This is a genomic window from Pseudomonas sp. PSB18 (assembly GCF_014596565.1).
In the GTDB taxonomy this organism is placed as follows: Bacteria; Pseudomonadota; Gammaproteobacteria; order Pseudomonadales; family Pseudomonadaceae; genus Aquipseudomonas.
Window position 1 is genome coordinate 56495 of sequence record NZ_NOIN01000004.1, and the last position, 18450, is coordinate 74944.

General features: G+C 62.2%; 10 protein-coding genes. 4 read left to right on the forward strand and 6 right to left on the reverse strand.

Annotation, left to right across the window (positions count from 1 at the left end; translation table 11 throughout):
* Positions 1 to 132: 132 nt before the first annotated feature.
* The 3 genes from purD to CGA22_RS11300 all read left to right on the forward strand — a co-directional run bounded on the left by purD (position 133) and on the right by CGA22_RS11300 (position 4960).
* Positions 133 to 1428 carry a phosphoribosylamine--glycine ligase gene (purD, locus tag CGA22_RS11290; protein ID WP_041023826.1) on the forward strand — a complete coding sequence of 432 codons (1296 nt, stop codon included), beginning with the start codon at positions 133 to 135 and terminating at the stop codon, positions 1426 to 1428.
* 99 nt (positions 1429 to 1527) lie between these two features.
* Positions 1528 to 4302, forward strand: a complete 2775-nt coding sequence (locus tag CGA22_RS11295; protein ID WP_041023825.1) for a hybrid sensor histidine kinase/response regulator — start codon at positions 1528 to 1530, stop codon at positions 4300 to 4302.
* 61 nt (positions 4303 to 4363) lie between these two features.
* On the forward strand, positions 4364 to 4960 hold the full coding sequence (locus CGA22_RS11300; RefSeq protein ID WP_041023824.1) for a MarC family protein: 597 nt from the start codon (positions 4364 to 4366) through the stop codon (positions 4958 to 4960).
* 16 nt (positions 4961 to 4976) lie between these two features.
* Here the strand turns inward: CGA22_RS11300 and CGA22_RS11305 are convergent, their stop codons facing one another.
* On the reverse strand, positions 4977 to 5795 hold the full coding sequence (locus tag CGA22_RS11305) for a hypothetical protein (protein ID WP_041023823.1): 819 nt from the start codon (positions 5793 to 5795) through the stop codon (positions 4977 to 4979).
* A gap of 218 nt (positions 5796 to 6013) precedes the next feature.
* On the opposite strand from CGA22_RS11305, the gene CGA22_RS11310 reads away from it, so the two are divergent.
* Positions 6014 to 6676, forward strand: coding sequence for a hypothetical protein (locus tag CGA22_RS11310; RefSeq protein WP_041023822.1), 663 nt, complete (start codon positions 6014 to 6016; stop codon positions 6674 to 6676).
* Positions 6677 to 6703: 27 nt separating this feature from the next.
* Here CGA22_RS11310 and CGA22_RS11315 read toward each other — a convergent pair whose 3' ends face one another.
* The 5 genes from CGA22_RS11315 to cobG all read right to left on the reverse strand — a co-directional run bounded on the left by CGA22_RS11315 (position 6704) and on the right by cobG (position 18449).
* Entirely contained in the window at positions 6704 to 13765 is a 7062-nt protein-coding gene (locus tag CGA22_RS11315; protein WP_041023821.1) for a TcdA/TcdB pore-forming domain-containing protein, read from the reverse strand.
* A 316-nt stretch (positions 13766 to 14081) separates the two neighbouring features.
* On the reverse strand, positions 14082 to 15782 hold the full coding sequence (cobJ, locus tag CGA22_RS11320; RefSeq protein ID WP_041023820.1) for a precorrin-3B C(17)-methyltransferase: 1701 nt from the start codon (positions 15780 to 15782) through the stop codon (positions 14082 to 14084).
* On the reverse strand, positions 15779 to 16510 hold the full coding sequence (locus CGA22_RS11325) for a precorrin-2 C(20)-methyltransferase (RefSeq protein ID WP_041023819.1): 732 nt from the start codon (positions 16508 to 16510) through the stop codon (positions 15779 to 15781). The genes cobJ and CGA22_RS11325 overlap by 4 nt, the downstream gene beginning before the upstream one ends.
* Positions 16510 to 17136, reverse strand: a complete 627-nt coding sequence (locus CGA22_RS11330) for a precorrin-8X methylmutase (protein WP_041023818.1) — start codon at positions 17134 to 17136, stop codon at positions 16510 to 16512. Before CGA22_RS11330 ends, CGA22_RS11325 begins: the two co-directional genes overlap by 1 nt.
* Positions 17136 to 18449, reverse strand: coding sequence for a precorrin-3B synthase (gene cobG / locus CGA22_RS11335; RefSeq protein WP_041023829.1), 1314 nt, complete (start codon positions 18447 to 18449; stop codon positions 17136 to 17138). The genes CGA22_RS11330 and cobG overlap by 1 nt, the downstream gene beginning before the upstream one ends.
* Position 18450 lies beyond the last annotated feature (1 nt).

The following is an 18450-nucleotide window of genomic DNA, read 5'->3' on the forward strand; positions in this document are numbered from 1 at the left end:
TCGTACCCACGCTCTGCGTGGGCACGCAGCCCGGGACGCTCCGCGTCCCTGGACGCAGAGCGTCCGTAGAGGCATTCCCACGCAGAGCGTGGGAACGATCAGCCCCAATCAGCGTCATCCGAGGTTTTTGAAATGAATGTTTTGATCATTGGCAGCGGTGGCCGTGAACACGCCCTGGCCTGGAAAGTGGCCCAGGACCCGCGCGTGCAGAAGGTTTTCGTGGCACCGGGCAATGCCGGGACCGCCATCGAGGCCAAGTGCGAGAACGTCGCGATCGACGTGCTGGCCCTGGAGCAACTGGCTGACTTCGCCGAGAAGAACGTCTCGCTGACCATCGTCGGTCCGGAAGTGCCGTTGGTCGCCGGTGTCGTCGACCTGTTCCGCTCCCGTGGCCTGGACTGCTTTGGTCCGACCGCCGGCGCCGCGCAGTTGGAAGGCTCGAAAGCCTTCACCAAGGATTTCCTGGCCCGGCACAAGATTCCGACTGCTGACTACCAGAATTTCACCGAGATCGAACCGGCCTTGGCCTACCTGCGGGATAAAGGCGCTCCAATCGTCATCAAGGCCGATGGCCTGGCCGCCGGTAAAGGTGTGATCGTGGCCATGACCCTGGCCGAAGCCGAAGACGCCGTGCGCGACATGCTGGCCGGCAATGCCTTCGGTGACGCCGGCTCCCGGGTCGTGATCGAAGAGTTCCTCGATGGCGAAGAAGCCAGCTTTATCGTCATGGTGGACGGCAAGAACGTCCTGCCGATGGCCACCAGCCAGGATCACAAGCGTGTCGGCGATGGCGACAGCGGCCCGAACACCGGCGGCATGGGTGCCTATTCCCCGGCACCGGTCGTCACCGCCCAGGTGCACCAGCGCGTCATGGACCAGGTGATCTGGCCAACCGTGCGCGGCATGGCCGAGGAAGGCAACGTCTACACGGGTTTCCTCTATGCTGGCCTGATGATCGACAAGGCTGGTAACCCAAAAGTCATCGAATTCAACTGCCGTTTCGGCGATCCTGAGACCCAGCCGGTGATGTTGCGCCTGCAATCGAGCCTGGTACTGCTGGTCGAAGCCGCGTTGGCCCAGGCGTTGGACAAGGTCGAAGCCCAGTGGGATCCGCGCCCAAGCGTTGGTGTCGTATTGGCAGCCGGCGGTTACCCGGGCGACTACGCCAAAGGCAGCGCGATCCGTGGCCTGGAGGCCGCGGCGCAGCTGGAAGGCAAGGTTTTCCATGCCGGGACCGCGCTGAAGGACGGCCAGGTCGTCACCGCCGGCGGTCGTGTGCTGTGCGCCACCGCCATGGGCGCCAGTGTCGACGCCGCTCAGCAGCAGGCCTACAGGCTTGCCGCCGAAATCGATTGGGAAGGTTGCTTCTACCGTAAGGACATTGGTTATCGTGCCATTGCCCGCGAGCGTGGCGAAAATCTGCAATAACCCGGCCTTTCAGCCAGGCAGGGCTCCGTGGCCCTTGCCTGTCTGTCCGGGCGCCGCGCATAGTTATAATCTGGCATCAACCTACGAAGGGATTTCGCCGTGCGCTGGCTCAGGATCGCCATAGGCTTTACCGTCACCCTGCTGACGCTGCTCTGCCTGCTTCCGGCCCAGGCCGCGCCAGGCAGTGGCTGGGCGGTATTGCTCGACGAACAGGGCGACCTGAAGCTGAGCGACATCCGCTCCGCCCGCTACACCAACCAATTCAGCCCCATCGATCTCGACCGTCTCCAGGCCGCCGAGCCCGATGGCGCCCTGTGGCTGCGCTTCCGGCTGGCACCCGACAAGCATGAGCAGATCCTGCGCATCTTTGCCCCCGACCTGTCGCGCCTGAATCTCTATGTGCTGGACGGCGATGCCCTGGTCGACCAGCAGATCACCGGCAATGCCCTGGCCCGCAACGAGCACCCGGTGCCCAGCAGCGACTTCATGCTGGCCCTGCCCCGCAGCGACAAGCCACTGGACGTTTACCTGCGACTGGCATCCCGGCACCAACTGCGTCCGTACATCACCCTGCAGCCAGCCATCATGGCGGCGGCGGATCAGAACCAGACCCTGATCTATGGCTTGCTGTTCGGCTGCATTGCCATGCTGATCCTGCACAACCTCACCCGCTACGCCTATACCCGTTCTCGCAGTTGCCTGTGGCTGGCGGCCTGTGAGGGGCTGCTGATGCTGAGTCTGGCCCTGTTGCTGAACCTGGCGGGGGGCTGGCTGCCCGATTGGCCGGCGGTGCAGACGCCGGGCGCCTACCTGGCCCTGTTGTTGACCGCGCCTTGCGGCCTGATGTTCGCCTACCGCTTCTTTGCCCCCCTGGGACCGCATCCGCTGAACCGGCTGCTGCTGGGGGACATCGTATTCATCACGCTGTGCAGTCTGTTGCTGTTGTTCGTCAACACCCTGCCGCTCAATATCATGACCTATGCGCTGGTGGCCCTGGCCGGCCTGAGCATGCTGTTCGTCAGCGCCTGGCACTGGCAGAAGGGCTACCGCCCGGCACGGCTGTTTGTCGCGGCCATGGTGGTTTTCAACCTGGGTACGCTGATCATCCTGCCCGCCCTGCAAGGCCTCACGGAGGTCGCGCCCCAGGGCCTGATCGTCACGCTGCTGGTGTTCATCTGCATCAGCGGCCTGCTGATGAGCGCCGCCTTGGGTGAACGCCAGCGCTCCATCAACGAGAGCCGCTTCAGCATCAGCCGCGACCTGGCCGCGAGCAATGCCGAGATCAACGCCAAGGCGGAATTCCTGGCCAAGATCAGCCACGAGATCCGTACCCCGATGAACGGTGTGCTGGGCATGACCGAACTGCTGCTGGGCACGCCACTGTCGGTCAAACAACGCGACTACGTGCAGACCATCCACAGCGCCGGCAACGAGCTGCTGACGCTGATCAATGAGATCCTCGACATTTCCCGGCTCGAATCCGGTCAGATCGAACTGGATGATGTGCAATTCGATCTCAATGCGTTGATCGAGGATTGCCTGAGCATCTTCCGCGCCAAGGCCGAGCAGCAGAATGTCGAACTGATCAGCTTCATCCAGCCCCAGGTACCCCGGGTGATCAGCGGTGACCCGACGCGCCTGCGCCAGGCACTGCTGAGCCTGTTGGAAAACGCCTTGAAGAAGACCGACGAGGGCGAGGTGCTGATCGTCGTGGCCCTCGACGAGCGCAGCAGCGAACCGCGCCTGCGCATCGCCGTGCAGGACAGCGGACTGCCCATGGACGCCGAGGAACGCGACACGCTCATGCATGCCGAGCTGCACAGCAAGAACTTCCTGTCGGCCACGCGCCTGGGCGGCAACCTGGGCCTGGTCATCGCCCGCCAGTTGATCATGCTGATGCACGGGGAATTCGGCATCAAGAGCGGAGGCAACCAGGGCAGCACCCTGTGGCTGACCCTGCCGCTGGATCCGGATCGCCTGGAGCACCCGACCTCCGATCTCGACAGCCCGCTGCAAGGTGCGCGGGTACTGGTCGTCGATGACAACGAGACCTGCCGCAAGGTGCTGGTGCAGCAATGCAGCGCCTGGGGCTTGAATGTCAGCGCGGTGCCATCGGGCAAGGAAGCCCTGGCGCTGCTGCGCACCAAGGCTCACCTGCGGGACTATTTCGACGTGGTGCTGCTGGACCAGAACATGCCCGGCATGACCGGCATGCAACTGGCGGCCAAGATCAAGGAAGACCCAAGCCTGAACCACGACATCCTGTTGATCATGCTTACCGGCATCAGCAATGCTCCGAGCAAGATCGTGGCACGCAACAGCGGGGTCAAGCGCATCCTCGCCAAACCGGTGGCCGGCTATACCCTCAAGACCACCCTTGCGGACGAACTGAACCAGCGCAACAAAGGCCACGCACCCAATGTCCCATCGAGTGCCGGTCCCGCTGCACCGGTGAAAGTCCCCAGTGACTTCCGCATCCTGGTGGCTGAAGACAACAGCATTTCCACCAAGGTCATCCGCGGCATGCTCGGCAAGCTCAACCTGCAACCCGACACCGCCAGCAACGGCGAGGAAGCCCTCAAGGCCATGAAGGAACGGCGCTACGACCTGGTCCTGATGGATTGTGAAATGCCGATCCTCGATGGATTTTCCGCCACCCAGCAGCTGCGAGCCTGGGAAATGGGCAACCAGCGAACCCGCACGCCCATCGTAGCGCTCACCGCCCACATCCTGGCCGAGCACAAGGAGCGGGCCCGCCAAGCCGGGATGGACGGCCACATGGCCAAACCGGTGGAGCTGTCGCAACTGCGCGAGCTGATCGAGCACTGGGTCGCCCAGCGCGAGCAACAGAACCGCACGGCGCAAACGTCCTGAGCCGACAGACGCCACACTGCCTGATAGACTTCCGTCCTCTTCCCCGCCCTGAGCCCCGATCATGCTCCATGTGCTGTTCAGCGTTTACCTGAAGATGCTGGTGCTCTACAGCCCCTTCTTCGTGTTGTCATGCTTTATCGGCCTGACCCGTGGCTATTCGCGCAAGGAGCAGCGACGCCTGGCCTGGAAGGTCGCGATCGCGACGCTGGTCTCCAGCGTCCTGCTGTATTTGTTCGGGCGGGTGATTTTCAGTGTGTTCGGAATCACCGTGGATGCGTTCCGTATCGGCGCCGGCAGTGTGCTGTTCATTTCGGCGCTGGGCATGGCCCAAGGCAAGTCGGCTGTACAGACCGACAGTGTCCAGCAGGACGTGACCATTGTCCCGCTGACCATTCCGTTGACCGTCGGTCCCGGCACCATCGGTGCGCTGCTGGTGATGGGCGTGAGCCAGCCGCACTGGGACGACAAACTCATGGCCATCATCAGCATCGCCCTGGCCAGCTTCACCGTCGGTGTCGTGCTCTACCTGTCCAGCCGCATCGAACGGATCCTGGGTGACCAGGGCTTGCAGATCGTCAGCCGCCTGATGGGGCTATTCGTCTGTGCGTTGGCGGCACAGATCATCTTTACCGGCGTAAAAGGCTACCTGGCGCCATAGCCCCACCGACCTGTCGTCAGCCTTGCTTGCGGCGGTTGAAGCGCTTGCGCAGTACTTCCCTGCGATGTTCGCCCAGGTATTCCTCGATGTCCGACCTGAACTCTTCGTAACGGGCCGGGTTGAACGTCACGAAGGATTTACCGCGAAAGATTTCCCGCGCCGACGATTGCCAGTTCACGAACAGAACACCGCCGTTACTCGAAGTGCCGGTCTGCCTTATGGAGGCGGACGAGGCGATCAGGATACCGTTGGCCAACTGCTCGCAGGGAATGACGGAGAGGCGGGCGCCCTCGGGCGTCTTGACCTGGCTGTTGAACAGATTGAGGGTTTGCTTATCCTGCTTCAGCCCGTCGATCGTGGTGTTCACCACAGCACCGAGCACCGACGCTGCCGGGACACTGGCCTTCACGCCATCGATGATCCCTTTGACGATATCGCTGATCACGAAGTCCATGTCCACGCGCTGGGAGCTCTCGGAGTAGCGGGTATAGCCGTCATCGGCCACGAAACATCCGAGGTCATGCAGGCAGCGGATAAACGCGTCATACCACGCCAAGGTGTTCTTGCCGCCCGGCACCTCAAAGTTGGCCTCCATGATCGCCATGGTCATCAGGTTCTCCATGATCGCCATGTTGGTGAGCGACATGTTGGCGCCGTAGCCTACCAGCGCGTTTCCCAACATCAGCGCGTCCAGGTCCTTGGTCGGGCTGTCCAGCAACGCTGCGGATCGACGCACACGGCGGCCGGGAGAAACCAGCGCCTTGCGCCTGTTGATGCGCGCACCGATCAGTTCAATACTCTGTTCGATACTTACTTCACTTTCAAACTGTTCCATATAACTTCCTTGGTTATGTAATGACCGCTCCTGCGGACAAGCTGCAATCTAGTTCACCCTCCAGACAAACTGCAACTTCAAGCCCATTACAGCATATGTAGCTCCCTTACCTCCCGCCCACTCCCAACAAATATCCAGATTTAAATAAGCGCACTCACTCACTTGAATTCAGCGACCACCATTGTATTTATAAAGGACAACTTTTACGGAGACCATCCATGAGTAACGAATCACTGACCGGTCTGGTCACCGGCCCTAACCTGCTTTCCTATATCGAGACGCTTTCGCCGCAGGATCACAACGACATCGCGGACTGCAATAGCATTGCCACCCGATCAGCCGACCTTGGTCATAACCGCTATACCGACTCCAAAGGCTGGTTCGAAGAGTATGTCCGCACATTGAATTTCCTCGGCTGGTCGCTGTATGACGACACCATCTTCACCCGCACCCGGCACCTCGTTTCGGGCTCGGTGGCAGACTTCCTGGTTCAGGGCGCCCAGGCCATGAAGGACTCACGGCAGGCGAACGCAATGATCGATACCCTCGATGCCCTGAAAGCCGATCAGCCGGCAACGCTGTCCTTCGACAGGGAAACCCGCCAAGGCGAAACGTTTCAGATCATCCCGGCCCGCTACGACTCACGGAACGACGTCCATATCGCCGTCTACAAGCTCGAACTGAGCGTGGATATAAAGAAACACAACTTTCTCTTTTGGGACTGGGAAAAGCGCTCGGCAAAAATTACCCAGCAACAGGCATTCTTCAAACTGGACAGGATTCATTTGAACAACAAAAGAACCCTTATAAAGAAGAAGCTGGGCGAACACCTCATGCGGCGATTCAACTTGAAAAGGAATCGCCCCATGAGCATTCAATAATCAGCTCCGCTTTATTGAGCGACCTGATTAACCCACCGCATTACTTTCCACCGCTTTCGAAACGCTCAGCAGATCCTTCAGCATGATGCTGTTGCGGGGATTCGGTTGGGCGTCCAGACGCCGTATCAACTTTGAAACGGCATAACGTCGATGCCCCTCGAAACTGAGCAAGACCTCACCCCGCAAGTTGATATCGCTGGCATACACCTCACGAACAATCACACTGTGTCCACTATCAGGATCAATGATCACCAAGTGCTCATCGACAATGCTCAGCAACAGTCTGTCCGGGTCATCCAGCTCCCAGATCAACTTGCCAGGTTCGGCAGGTGCGTCGTCCAGGGAAGGCCGACAGTTGAGAACGACCGCTTCGAGCCTGAGCCAGGCCGCCTTGGTCAGCCGGTAGCTGACACTTCCCTGCCCCATGCGCAGGACCAAGGTGGTCACATCGTCCGGCAGCAGATCGTCGATCTTGATCTTTTCCCCGCTGACGACCAGTACCTCGCCGTCACGCCGGACGTAGTCGAGGGGCCCCGCCTCTTCCATGGCCGGGTAGCTCAACAGCTTGCCATGGCTGTGTTCATGAAGCAGCACGTTGCCCGGCCGCTGGGGCCCCAATAAATCGAAGGCCCCAGGGATCTCGGCCCTGGGTACCCGAATCAAGCGTTTGCGCTCAGTGACGAACCATTGCAGCTCCTTGGGATCCTCCACGGTCAGCAACGCGCTACGAAACGGCCGGTCCGCCAATTGTTCGAGCCTCTCCTGCTTCCGGCCATCCTGGGCCATGACCCATTCACGAGTCACGCCGGTGATCAACGCTGGCGCTCGATTGCGCAGCGACACCACGACACCTTCGGGCGTCACACCACGCAGCCCCGCACCTTCGACCGTCACCTCGACAAATTGCCAAGGCGCCCATTCACGCCGCGCCCTCGGCAACGCGTCGGCCTGCAACACTTGCGCGCCCCGTCCAAAGATCGACTCAAGTTTCTGCGGGTCGATGAACGCCTGGCGATGGACTTCACCCTTGGACACATCGAATAACCAGGCCGCCTCGCCATCCGGAGTGACGCTCAGCAAGCGCATTTCCCTGCCATGCCCCGGTTCAGCCAGTAGCAGCCTGTTGCCGATGTACCACGCACATAACTTCGCGTCACCGCTGAAGTTGGTCAGGCCGACAAGGGCCAGACACTCGGTGGCGCGTCGTCGGGCCAGCGGCTCCAGTGCAGACCACCAATGGGCCCGATTCTTGAACCATGGCTCGTTCATGCCTCCCAGGCTCAGCTCGCCCTGGTCCGTAAGGGTGTAGAACAGTCCGTCGGAAGTCAGCACCAGATAGCCATCGTCAAGGGCGATGATATTGTCCAGCTTCTCGTACTGCTTCCACTTGCTCGACCATTGCCACTTGCCCCCCACCAGGGTGCGCCGCCGGCGGCACAGTTCCTTTCCGGGCCTGTCGTATACGATGAACACATCGCTGCCGTCCCTCGGCGTGAGCAACGTCAGATCCGTCATGTTCTTGATCGAGTCCGGCCAGCCGCGCAGATGGTTATGTTTCGGCGCGGGGCGGATGATCAGTTGGTCACTGCGGCGAACCCAGGCGATGTCCCGCCACTGCGCATCGATTTTCCAGCAGACCGAAACAAAGGGCGCCGGCTGCCAATCGACGGTGACGTAAGTCGCCTCATTATCGACATACGGTGTGAAGGGGTAACCACTGCCCAGAACCTGGGTCCAGTCGGCCAGTGTTTCGCTGGCACTGAACACCGATTCCAGCGCCGGCCCTTCCTCCCGAGTCATCGAACTCAACAGCAATTGCCCATCATGGATGACATAGACCAGCACATCGCGGGTCTGGTCCGCACGGGTGATTTGCTGTTCGACATGAATCACCCCTTGATCATCCGCCTCGACGCTGCGGATGGTGGTCGCCGCATTCTTTGCGCTCCGTAGCCAATAACGATGACTCAATAGCCCGGTGGTCGCATCGACTTGCCAGATGATCAGGCCCTTCGGTTCATAAAAGTAGGCACTGTCGCCTGCCACCGCCCCCAGCAGCGCATCATCAGTCCCCGGGATATCGCTACGGATGTACAGGAAACGGTCCTCCTTCGCGTCATACCAGGCCGTGACGTAACGGGGCTCGTCGGACTTCTCGAAGGGAATCAGGTAGCGATGGACCGGCGTATAGGGCATCACCAGGCGATGACCTTGCGCCAGGCGCTTGAGGTGTGGCTGCAATGCCTGTCGATCCATGCCCGCAGGCACATCCTGCTCGATGAGCGTGAGTTTGCGTTCGCCCAGCTCGACATGGAACACCTGATTGCCAGCGATCCGCAGCAGCACATCATGAAGGCCCGTTCCCGTGAAGCTCACCTGGACGGCGCCCACGAACAGTTTCGCGTAACGTTCGATCCGGATGTCGCCCTCAGAGGCCCAGGGCGCATCCAGCACCCAACCCGAGCGCTGTCGGTTCAACGACTCGAGTGTGAGGCTCACGCCGGGATTGAGGCCCACTGCGCAGCGCTTGCCCGCGCCTCGGATCCGATAGCTGATCTTTCCGTGCCACACCGTCGGGAGCACCGGCACCACCAGCGAACGCTCGGTCTCGTCGAGCAACACGTCGATCACGGTTGGCCGGTAATCCGGGAGCATGCGGTACAGGATGTAGTCGCTCGGAAACGAATAGAACGAAAACAGGAACAGCCATCCGCCATCCGCCTTCTTTTTCTCCAGCCGCCGGGCCGTGTCGAACCCGGTGTCATGGCGCAATCCCGCGAATGGCAGCGCCTTGTACTCATAGCGGTAACAGGTTCTCGGCACGCAAGGCAGTACGACGGCCTGATCGGTGGACGGGGTGAACCTGACTCGCTCGGTCAGGCGCAGCTCCCGGCGGATATCGATCGCCTGGTCATAATCGTCATCGAACGTCGGCACGCCGAAATGATCCCGCAACGGATACAACCTCGGGCTATCCAGCGCCAGTTCGCCGCGGACCAGGTCCAACGTACCAACGATCAGCGACGAATGTGGCAACCAGGCGTCGCTGCGAGCGTCAAACCGATAGGCCTGGAGATGGGCCTTGGTCAGTTCGTCGAAGAACAGCCCGACCTGCCTGGCCTCTTCGGCGATGGCGGCGAAGCCCTGGGCCACTGCCGTCACGCCTACCGCCAAGCCCCCCAGGATCACGGCAGCCCCGCCAAGAAACGCTCCCGCAGTGGTAGCGCCGACCGTGAGCGCTCCCGCCGACAGCACCAGCCCGGCCGAATCGAAAGCCAGTTGAGTGCCGAACCGGGTGCGCTCGATCCCGCTGGACGCGGTCGACAACTGATAGATATCGAACCCGACATTCGCCAGTTGCAGCAAGCCTCCGGTCGCCTCGCTGACGCTGGACCCCACCGCCGCCTTGACCACTGGCGCAACCGTGCGGGCAATCAATTTCTCTTCCGCCAGCGCCTGCCGGACCAGGCCTACCAAGCCTGCCACATCGGTCACGTTGCCATGCACCAGTTGTGCGTAATTGACGTAGACATGCAGCCGCACTGCCAGGGACAGAGGGCGGTCCGGCCCTTCCCGCTCAGTCAACGCGGACATCAGCGCCTGTATGCTGAAACCGGCATTGAGGGTGTGGACGCTGCCCACTTCGGCAGGCCCGCTCGGGACCAAGGGTTTGTTGGCCAGGGCCAGAAAACGCTCCGAGAGATAGTTCTTGATCCGCAGGAGTCGATGATCGTCGGAGATGACCCATACCAGTTGCTCGGGGTCTTTCGGATCGATCAGGTTGATCCGATACGACCCGTCCGAGGTGATTTCCAGGGTTTCGAACAACGGCACAAGTTGCGGCGCCAATCGGTTCTGCTGCCGGAGCTGGGCCGTGACCTCGGCAATGCGCTGTCCCCACCAGTGACCATCCAGCGCCAACAGGCTGCTGCCGAGCCGAGGATTGTTCATGAGCGATTGCCCGCGGGCACCGGCCAAGCGCTGCCTGACTGGGGGTTGCGAATGGCCAGGCAAGGCGCCGGGTTGCAGCAGCTCCAAGACCCGGATCGAACCGGGCAATGAGGTTTTCGACACCCGCTCACCGTCCAACTCGATCAGTTCGAACGTCGGACGGGCAGCATCCCCATACGCCGCATAGTGAACAGCCATTTCCTGCTGGATAAAGAACCGCTCCAGCGCCTGCCTGAATCGAGTGGCATGCTCGAACTCGAAGACGCCGAAATTCGGATCGTAAAAGTGATAGGTGCTGCGCTCGCCGTCGAAGGTCCTGGCCACCAGCATGGCGTGGTTGTCGGAATTGAGCATCAACGTGCCGGTGGTCGTCCTGGCTTGCAGCGTCTCCACGACCCGCTTCAGATCCGAGCGCCCCAAGGCACTGCCGACGTCACTGAGCTGCACTTCGCGCAACGCTTCCACACCTTGCAGAAACGTCACGCAATCGCTTGCCTCTGGCTCTATGGCCCCCAGATAGAAGCGCTCGCGCAGGGTGTTGACTGCCGCCTTATCCGTTGCCATGGCCGCCGCCATGACCAGGGTCAGCGGATAGCAACGCCCGCCGACCCTGTCACCTTCGCCTTGAAGCAACAAGTCCTGGGGGACAAGCTTGATCGTGTCAGCCTCGAAGCCATCGAGGACAGTTGCCAGGCGCTCGGTGATCCGGTCGCGGTACTCAAGCTTCGCCACCTGCTGGATCCGGGCAACGTGCCGACCCCACTGGCGCAGTGTCAGGGGCTGCTCCAGCGCCTTCTTCTTCAAGCCCAGGGCGGTTTCGGAATGCCCGGGCGGCTCACCACTCGGGTCGGCCAACCCGGCCTGGAAAGCCGGCGCCTGAAGCTTGAACAGGACACACTCGATCGTCGCGTAGTTGCCCGCGATGCCGCGCTCGTCGAGGTTGTTGGCCAGGTTATCCAGCTGTGGGCGAGCCGCCTCGAAGCTGCGGTTATCCAGCGCCTGCGCGCCGATCAACGCCCCCACCAGCAGGCGTTGCAACGGGCTCAGTTGAGCCACTTCGAAACTGCCCTTGGCCAGACGACCCAACAGTTCAACGATCGACAAGCGCTGGGTCTGCGTATCGCTCAAGGAGGCGGGGGGCAGCAACCTCGCGCTCTGGTCGCGGATCGACTGGCGCTCGGCAAAACTCAACACGATGGCCTTATCGAAAGTCACCATGCCGGTATGACCGCGCTTCATCGCATCCATGAAGGTATCACCCAGCTCATCGGCCAGATGTTGCAGCAACTCGGTGGATAGCACATGACGGCCCTCCAGCAGCGGCCAGCCTTCATCGAACTGGAGCGAGCGGTACTTGAGCAGCTCAGCCATGTCACCGGCGTAACGGGCCGCGAAACGGCCTTCCTTCCAGCGCTTTTGCTCGTTGGCGAGCCATTGCGCGGTATCGCTTTCGTTCTCCTTCCAGGAGTGGTCCTGCTCTTCCTCGGTGGCCAGGTTAACGCTGGTGACCGCCGGGATGGCGGCTTCCGCTCGCCACCGTTCAGCCGTTCGAGGCGTGAAATGCGCTCTCAGGTGAGCCGCCATGCCCTCGAGCATGGCGCCAGGTCCGGTCAGGTAGATCGTCACTTCGCTCTGGGGGCGGATTCCATCGCTGTAGTAGGTAGCGGCGGCCTGCACCAACAAAGACGTGGTCATTTCCACTTCCGGTGGCAACTCATGCAAAGCACCAAACACCTGGGTCGCCGCCTGATTTGCAACACGGGCCATGGCGTCGACATCGGTAAAGGCGACGTTCTGCTCATCGGCCAGGCGAGCGGTGGCATCGACGATTTCATAGTTGAGCCTGAAACGATCGAGCACGGCCTTGACCATCGCCGAACCCGGGTGGGCCATCAGAAATGCGTTGCTCAACGAGTTCCGTACCACAACGGCGCGCAGCTCGTATGGACGAGCCAAGCGCTCCACCGGCATGCGGAAAACGCGGTTCAACTCGGGTTTGCTGTCCGCGAAGCCCTTGAGTGCCTCACGACTTTCCAATGGAATCTGCTCCAGATAATCCATGTACTTGTTGCGCAAGGTCTGACGACCCGGCATCCAGTCGGGATTGCGATCAAGCAGCAACTGCAGCGTGCCCAGGAGCGCATCGGTCTTGAACCCGCGAATGTCGACTGACCCCAGTTTTTCCAGCAAGGGTGGCAGACAGTCGACGTCGGCATATCGGCCGCCCTCCCTGAGCAGCGCCTCGGCGCGCACGACATCGGAGGCTGAGGCAAAATTGCCACGCAGGCTGATCTCGCGTTCGTAGATGTCTTTCAGTTGAAGCCCTTCACCCCGAGCCAGATCACGCAGCGCCAAGTTCCCTTCGGCCAATGCCTGCAGGCTGCGCTGGTTATCGGCCTTCAGGGTATTCAGCCGCGCCTTGTCCTGGCCATAGGCCCGAACCAGCAGGTCCACTCGCGCATCATCGGCACTGCCGCCGTTTTCCACGGCCTTCTTGATATGGGCATACATCTGCTGTTTGAGGACGATGGCACGTTCTTCATAAAGGTCACCCAATTCGAATGCATCGGTACTGTCCTTCCCTCCGCTGGACATGGCATCCGCCTTGGCGGCTTCGACAATAATCCGGTTGGTTTCATAGGCCAGCAGTGCATCACTGTCATACCAGAGATAAAGTTGATGCCCCTCGGCGCCCATCACGCGCTTCCAGATATTGATGTAGTCGCGTTGAATGACGCCAATACCTCCGCCGAGCCAGGCAAAGTGCAGTTTTTTCGGCACTTCCGTGGCCGCTACTTTCAATTGATCGAGACTGTTTTGCAGGCGCGTTTCAAAATCCTCTACCTGGTTTTGAATGTGCGCCAGATCCACAGCAGCGGAGCCGCCAGTTGGCGTCAGCTCAGCGGCGCGGCGCCGACGACTGCCCCGCAATGCCGTCAACGCCTGTTTGAGCAGCCCCAGCGGTTCCAACAGGTATGACGCATCCTGCACGGCAATGCAGCCGGAGTAATATCGGAGCACCGCATCATATTGATCATCACCCTTGTAGGGCACTAACGCCTGTTCAAGATCCTTCAGCTTTAGTACACCCTTGAAATCGACATAACCAGCCGTCGATGAAAACCTGCTCTCACTCATAACAACACTTCCATTTATCGTATATGAATAGCCGAAGCCACTTCCAGGCAACGGCAGCCCACACATGCACTCAGGCACCTGGGCATTAAACTTTAAAGAATGACACTCTCGATAAGCGCGAATAAAAGTAACCTAGCGCCCAGCCACGACTCAACCAATAAGAAAACCAATAAATTTCCAAATAAGAAACCAACTTCATGTTACAGGCACAGTATGCCCGTAACTTGATGTCATAGAGCGGTTATATATAACTAAAGAGATCAGTAACCAATCGATTCGAGAAACGACGGCAGCCCGAGCGGGCTGCCGGGTTGCGTCAGAGCGGCTTGCTGCCATACCAGCGCGGCGTGTACACCCACTCGCCACCGTCGGCACGGGGAAACACGCAGGTGGTCGAAGACCCGACCAGGACCATGGTGCGCATGTCGACCTGATCCGGGGTCAACTGCCCCAGCGTCGTGACGCGCAGGGTCTGGCCCGGACGGCCGATGTCACGCCCCAGCACCACCGGCGTCTGCGCGGTTCGATGCTGGGCGACGATCTCCAGCGCCCGCCCCAGTTGCCATGGGCGGGAACGGGAGATGGGGTTGTAGAACGCCAGCGCGAGATCCGCTTGTGCCGCCAGGTCCAGGCGTTTCTCGATGATCGACCAAGGCTTGAGGTTGTCCGACAGCGACAGCACGCAGAAGTCATGCCCCAGCGGCGCGCCGGCCTGGGCGGCCGTGGCCAGGGAAGCGGAGACACCCGGCAGGATCTGCAGGTCGACAGCGTGCCATTGGGCATTCGTCGACTCATGCAGCGCCTCCAGCACCGCCGCGGCCATGGCGAACACCCCCGGATCGCCGGACGACACCACCACCACGGAACGTCCCTGGGCCGCCAGCTCGAAGGCGTGGCGGGCGCGTTGCAGCTCTTCGCGGTTGTCGGTGCAGTGTTGCACCTGATCGGCCCGGAACGGCCCGGCCATACGCACGTAGGTTTCGTAGCCCAGCACATCGTTGGCGCGGTCGAGTTCGGCGCGCACCGCCGGCACCATCAACTCGGCCGCGCCCGGGCCCAGGCCGATCACCGCCAGGCGCCCACGTGGACGGCCGATCCGTTGCGGGTCCAGGGGCCGTTCGGCCACCGCGATGGCCAGGCTGCCCATGACCCGAATCGACGCCGGCTGGCCGAGGGCCTCGCTCAACCATCCCGCGATGTCGCCGTCGGCGCTGGCAAAGCGCAGCGGCACGCCCAGGCTTGCAGCGGCTTCGTGTAACTCTGGGCGTGTCATGTCGCTGTCCGCCGCCAACAGGCAGGCCAGCGACTGCACCGCGAGGCCGGCCTGACCCAGGGCATCGCCAATGGTGGCCGCTACGTCCATCACCCCGACGTCCAGCGCCACGGCTACGTTGCGTGGATAGATACGCAATTCATCGACTGCGGGCACACCGGCAGCGCTGTCGATACGGATGGCCAGGCGCGCCTGTTGGTCCTGGGGCAAGTGCGCCTGATCCAGCCACGGCGCGGCCCCTTCAATGCGCACCGGCTCACCGGCCAGCAGATCGGAGACGAAGCGCTTGCCCTGCTCCAGATCGTCGAGACGGTAGCCGCTCGGTGGATTGAGCAGGCAAGTGCCGAAACGCAATTCGCCGCTGGTGGTGATCGCCGGGGCGACTTGCAGCGCGGCAGCGATGTCCCGCGCCATGACATTGACCCCGCCCAGGCCGCCGAGCAGTGGCACCACGGCGCTGCCGTCTTCAGCCACCGCCAGCACGGCGGGCTCGACGCCTTTTTCCAGCAGCAGCGGCGCCAGGGTGCGGATGACGATGCCCGCCGCGCACAGGGCGATGATCGGCGTGTCTTGCTGATAGAGCTCGCGCAACGTCGCGCCGAACTCCAGGTAGTGACGGTCCACGCCCTCGACCCGCCCGGACAGGCCGTGGATCAAGGCGTCGGGATAGCACTGCTGGACCCGCCGGGCCGTTGCGAGGCTGCCCGGGCCGAGGATGACGATTGCCGGTGCCTTGGACGTCATCCCTGCCACCGTTCGCCCGGCACGATGATCAACGAAAAATACGGCGAGGACATCGGCTCGACTTCATCCAGCGGCACGATTTTCTGATTGGCCATGGTCGCCCGTTCGACGTACAGGGCCCGGCCATCCAGGCCCAGTTCCCCGAGCACCTGGCGGACCTTGGGGAAGTTGCGCCCCAGCTTCATGATCACCGCCGCGTCGGCATCGGCCAACCGGCGCTTGAGCTCGTCATGGGGCAGCACGCCAGAGAGCACCGACAGGCTCTGGTTGCGGTACACCAGCGGCGCGCCGAGCACCGAGGCACCGCCCAGCATCGAGCAGACGCCGGGAATGACTTCGGCGTCGTAGCGCTCGGCCAGACGATCGTGCAGGTACATGTACGAACCGTAGAAGAACGGATCGCCCTCGCAGATCACGGCCACGTCGCGACCGGCATCCAGATGCACGGCCACCTGTTCGGCGGCGGTGTCGTAGAAGTCGGCGATCACCTGCTCATAGGACAGCGGCGCCGGCAACACTTCGGTGGTGACCGGGTACACCAGCGGCATCAGCGTCTGCGTCTCTTGCAGGTGCATTTCGATGATCCCGAAGGCGTTGCCCTTCTTGCCTTTGGCGACGAAGTACGCCACCACGGGGGATTCGCGCAACAAGCGCAGGGCCTTGAGGGTGATCAGTTCCGGGTCACCGGGGCCCACGCCGAGGCCGATCAGACGTCCACGCTGCTGCATCATTCAATCTCCGTAGCGAGGGCATTGACGGCAGCCGCAGCCATGGCGCTGCCACCGAGCCGGCCTTGCATGATCACGAACGGCACGCCACGGCTGTTGGCCGCCAACATCGCCTTGGACTCGGCGGCGCCGACGAACCCCACGGGAAAGCCCAGGATCAACGCCGGTTTCGGTGCGCCGGCGTCGAGCATTTCCAGCAGGTAGAACAGCGCGGTGGGCGCATTGCCGATCACCACGACGCTGCCTTCCAGATGTGGACGCCACAGCTCCAGGGCCGCCGCCGAACGGGTGTTGCCCAAATCGCGGGCCAGCTGCGGCACGCTCTCGTCGCGCAGGGTGCAGATCACCGGGTTGTTGGCAGGCAGGCGAGCGCGGGTCACGCCTTCGCTGACCATCCGCGCATCGCACAGGATCGGCGCACCGGCAGCCAGGGCCTGACGCCCGGCCATACCCGCGCCTTCGGAAAACTGCAGCCCATCGACCGCCTCGACCATGCCGCAGGCATGGATCACCCGTACCGCGAGTTTTTCCAGATCGGCCGGAATGCGCGCCAGGTTGGCCTCGGCGCGAATGATCGCGAAGGAGTTGCGATAGATCTCCTGACCGTCGCGGATGTAATCAAGCATCAAAGGGGGCTCCGGGGGCGAGCGTCGAGCCATTGGCCGACCGCTTCAATAGTCAGATTGTGTGCCTGCAACGCGCCGAAACCCGGCAGCGTGGCATCGCGAAAATAGAGGTCGTAACGACCGGGAGCGACCGCCAGCAAGGTGACAGGCGCAATATGGGCCGCCGCGCAGGAACGCGGGCAACCGGACAAATGGACCTTGGTCCCGTGGCTATGGCGTTGCAGTACGTCGGCCAGTCGCCGGGCATCGGCCTTGGTGTCGGCCAGGGCCTTGCCGCAGCCACTGGAGCCGGTGCAGGCGATGAGGTGCGCCAACGGTTGTTGCGCCGAACACAGCAGGCCCAACCCTTCGAGCCGCGCCAGCACGTCGTCCGCGTCCTCGCGGCGTACGTTGGGCAACAACAGGCTTTGCCACGGGGTGAAACGAAGGCTGCTGTCACCCTTCTCCCGAGCCAGTTGCGCCAGGCCTCGCAGCATGACCGCGTCGAGTCGGCCAAGGGGCGCGGCGCCCCCCACGTAGACTCGTTCGTCATGTTGTGGCTGGATACCGAAGTGCAATCCATCGATGGCACCGTCGCGCTGCCAGCCGGAACACCGTTGCAGCGAGACCCGGCCGGCCAGTTGCCGGATGAATTCCGTGTCGGGAAGCTCTGCCAGCAGGTGGCGCATGCGCGTCTGGTCTGGGCGAGCCAGATCGAGAAACAGCTCCAGCACCGCCAGCACCAACCCATGTCCATCGACCAGGGGAACCGCGCCTGCCGGTTCATCCAGGGGCGAGCCCGCCAACCCGAACGCCAGCCAGGGCTCGCCGTGACCGATGAACGCCGACAACCACAGGTCATGGTGATGATCGAGCATCGCCAACGCCTCGCCGCCGTCCAGTTGCACGGCGAACTTGGCCGACAACTCATGGAATCGGTCGTGGGTCTGCAGGCTGAGCAGGATCTGCGCGGCCAACAGGCGGGTGTCCAGCAGCATCTGCCGGTCGATGCCGGCCGTGGGGCTGAGCATCAGGTTGCGTACATCGTCGCCGGCCGATGTGTGCGGGCCGAGGCCGGCGGCCAGCAATGACTCGATCAGTGCGGCGTGCTCAGGGCCGATCCCGCGGATCTGCAGGTTGGCCCGGTTGGTCGCCTCGATCGCGCCACTGGCGAACCGCTCGGCCGCCAGCGCCACCGCGTCGGCCTGATCGGCCTGGATGGCGCCGCCATCGAGCTTGATCCGGCAGATGCCCCCGTCCAGCGCCTGGACGACACGCAGCAACCCCGGGCAACCCGAGGGACGTATGGCGTTGGAGGATGGACGTTCGTTCAAG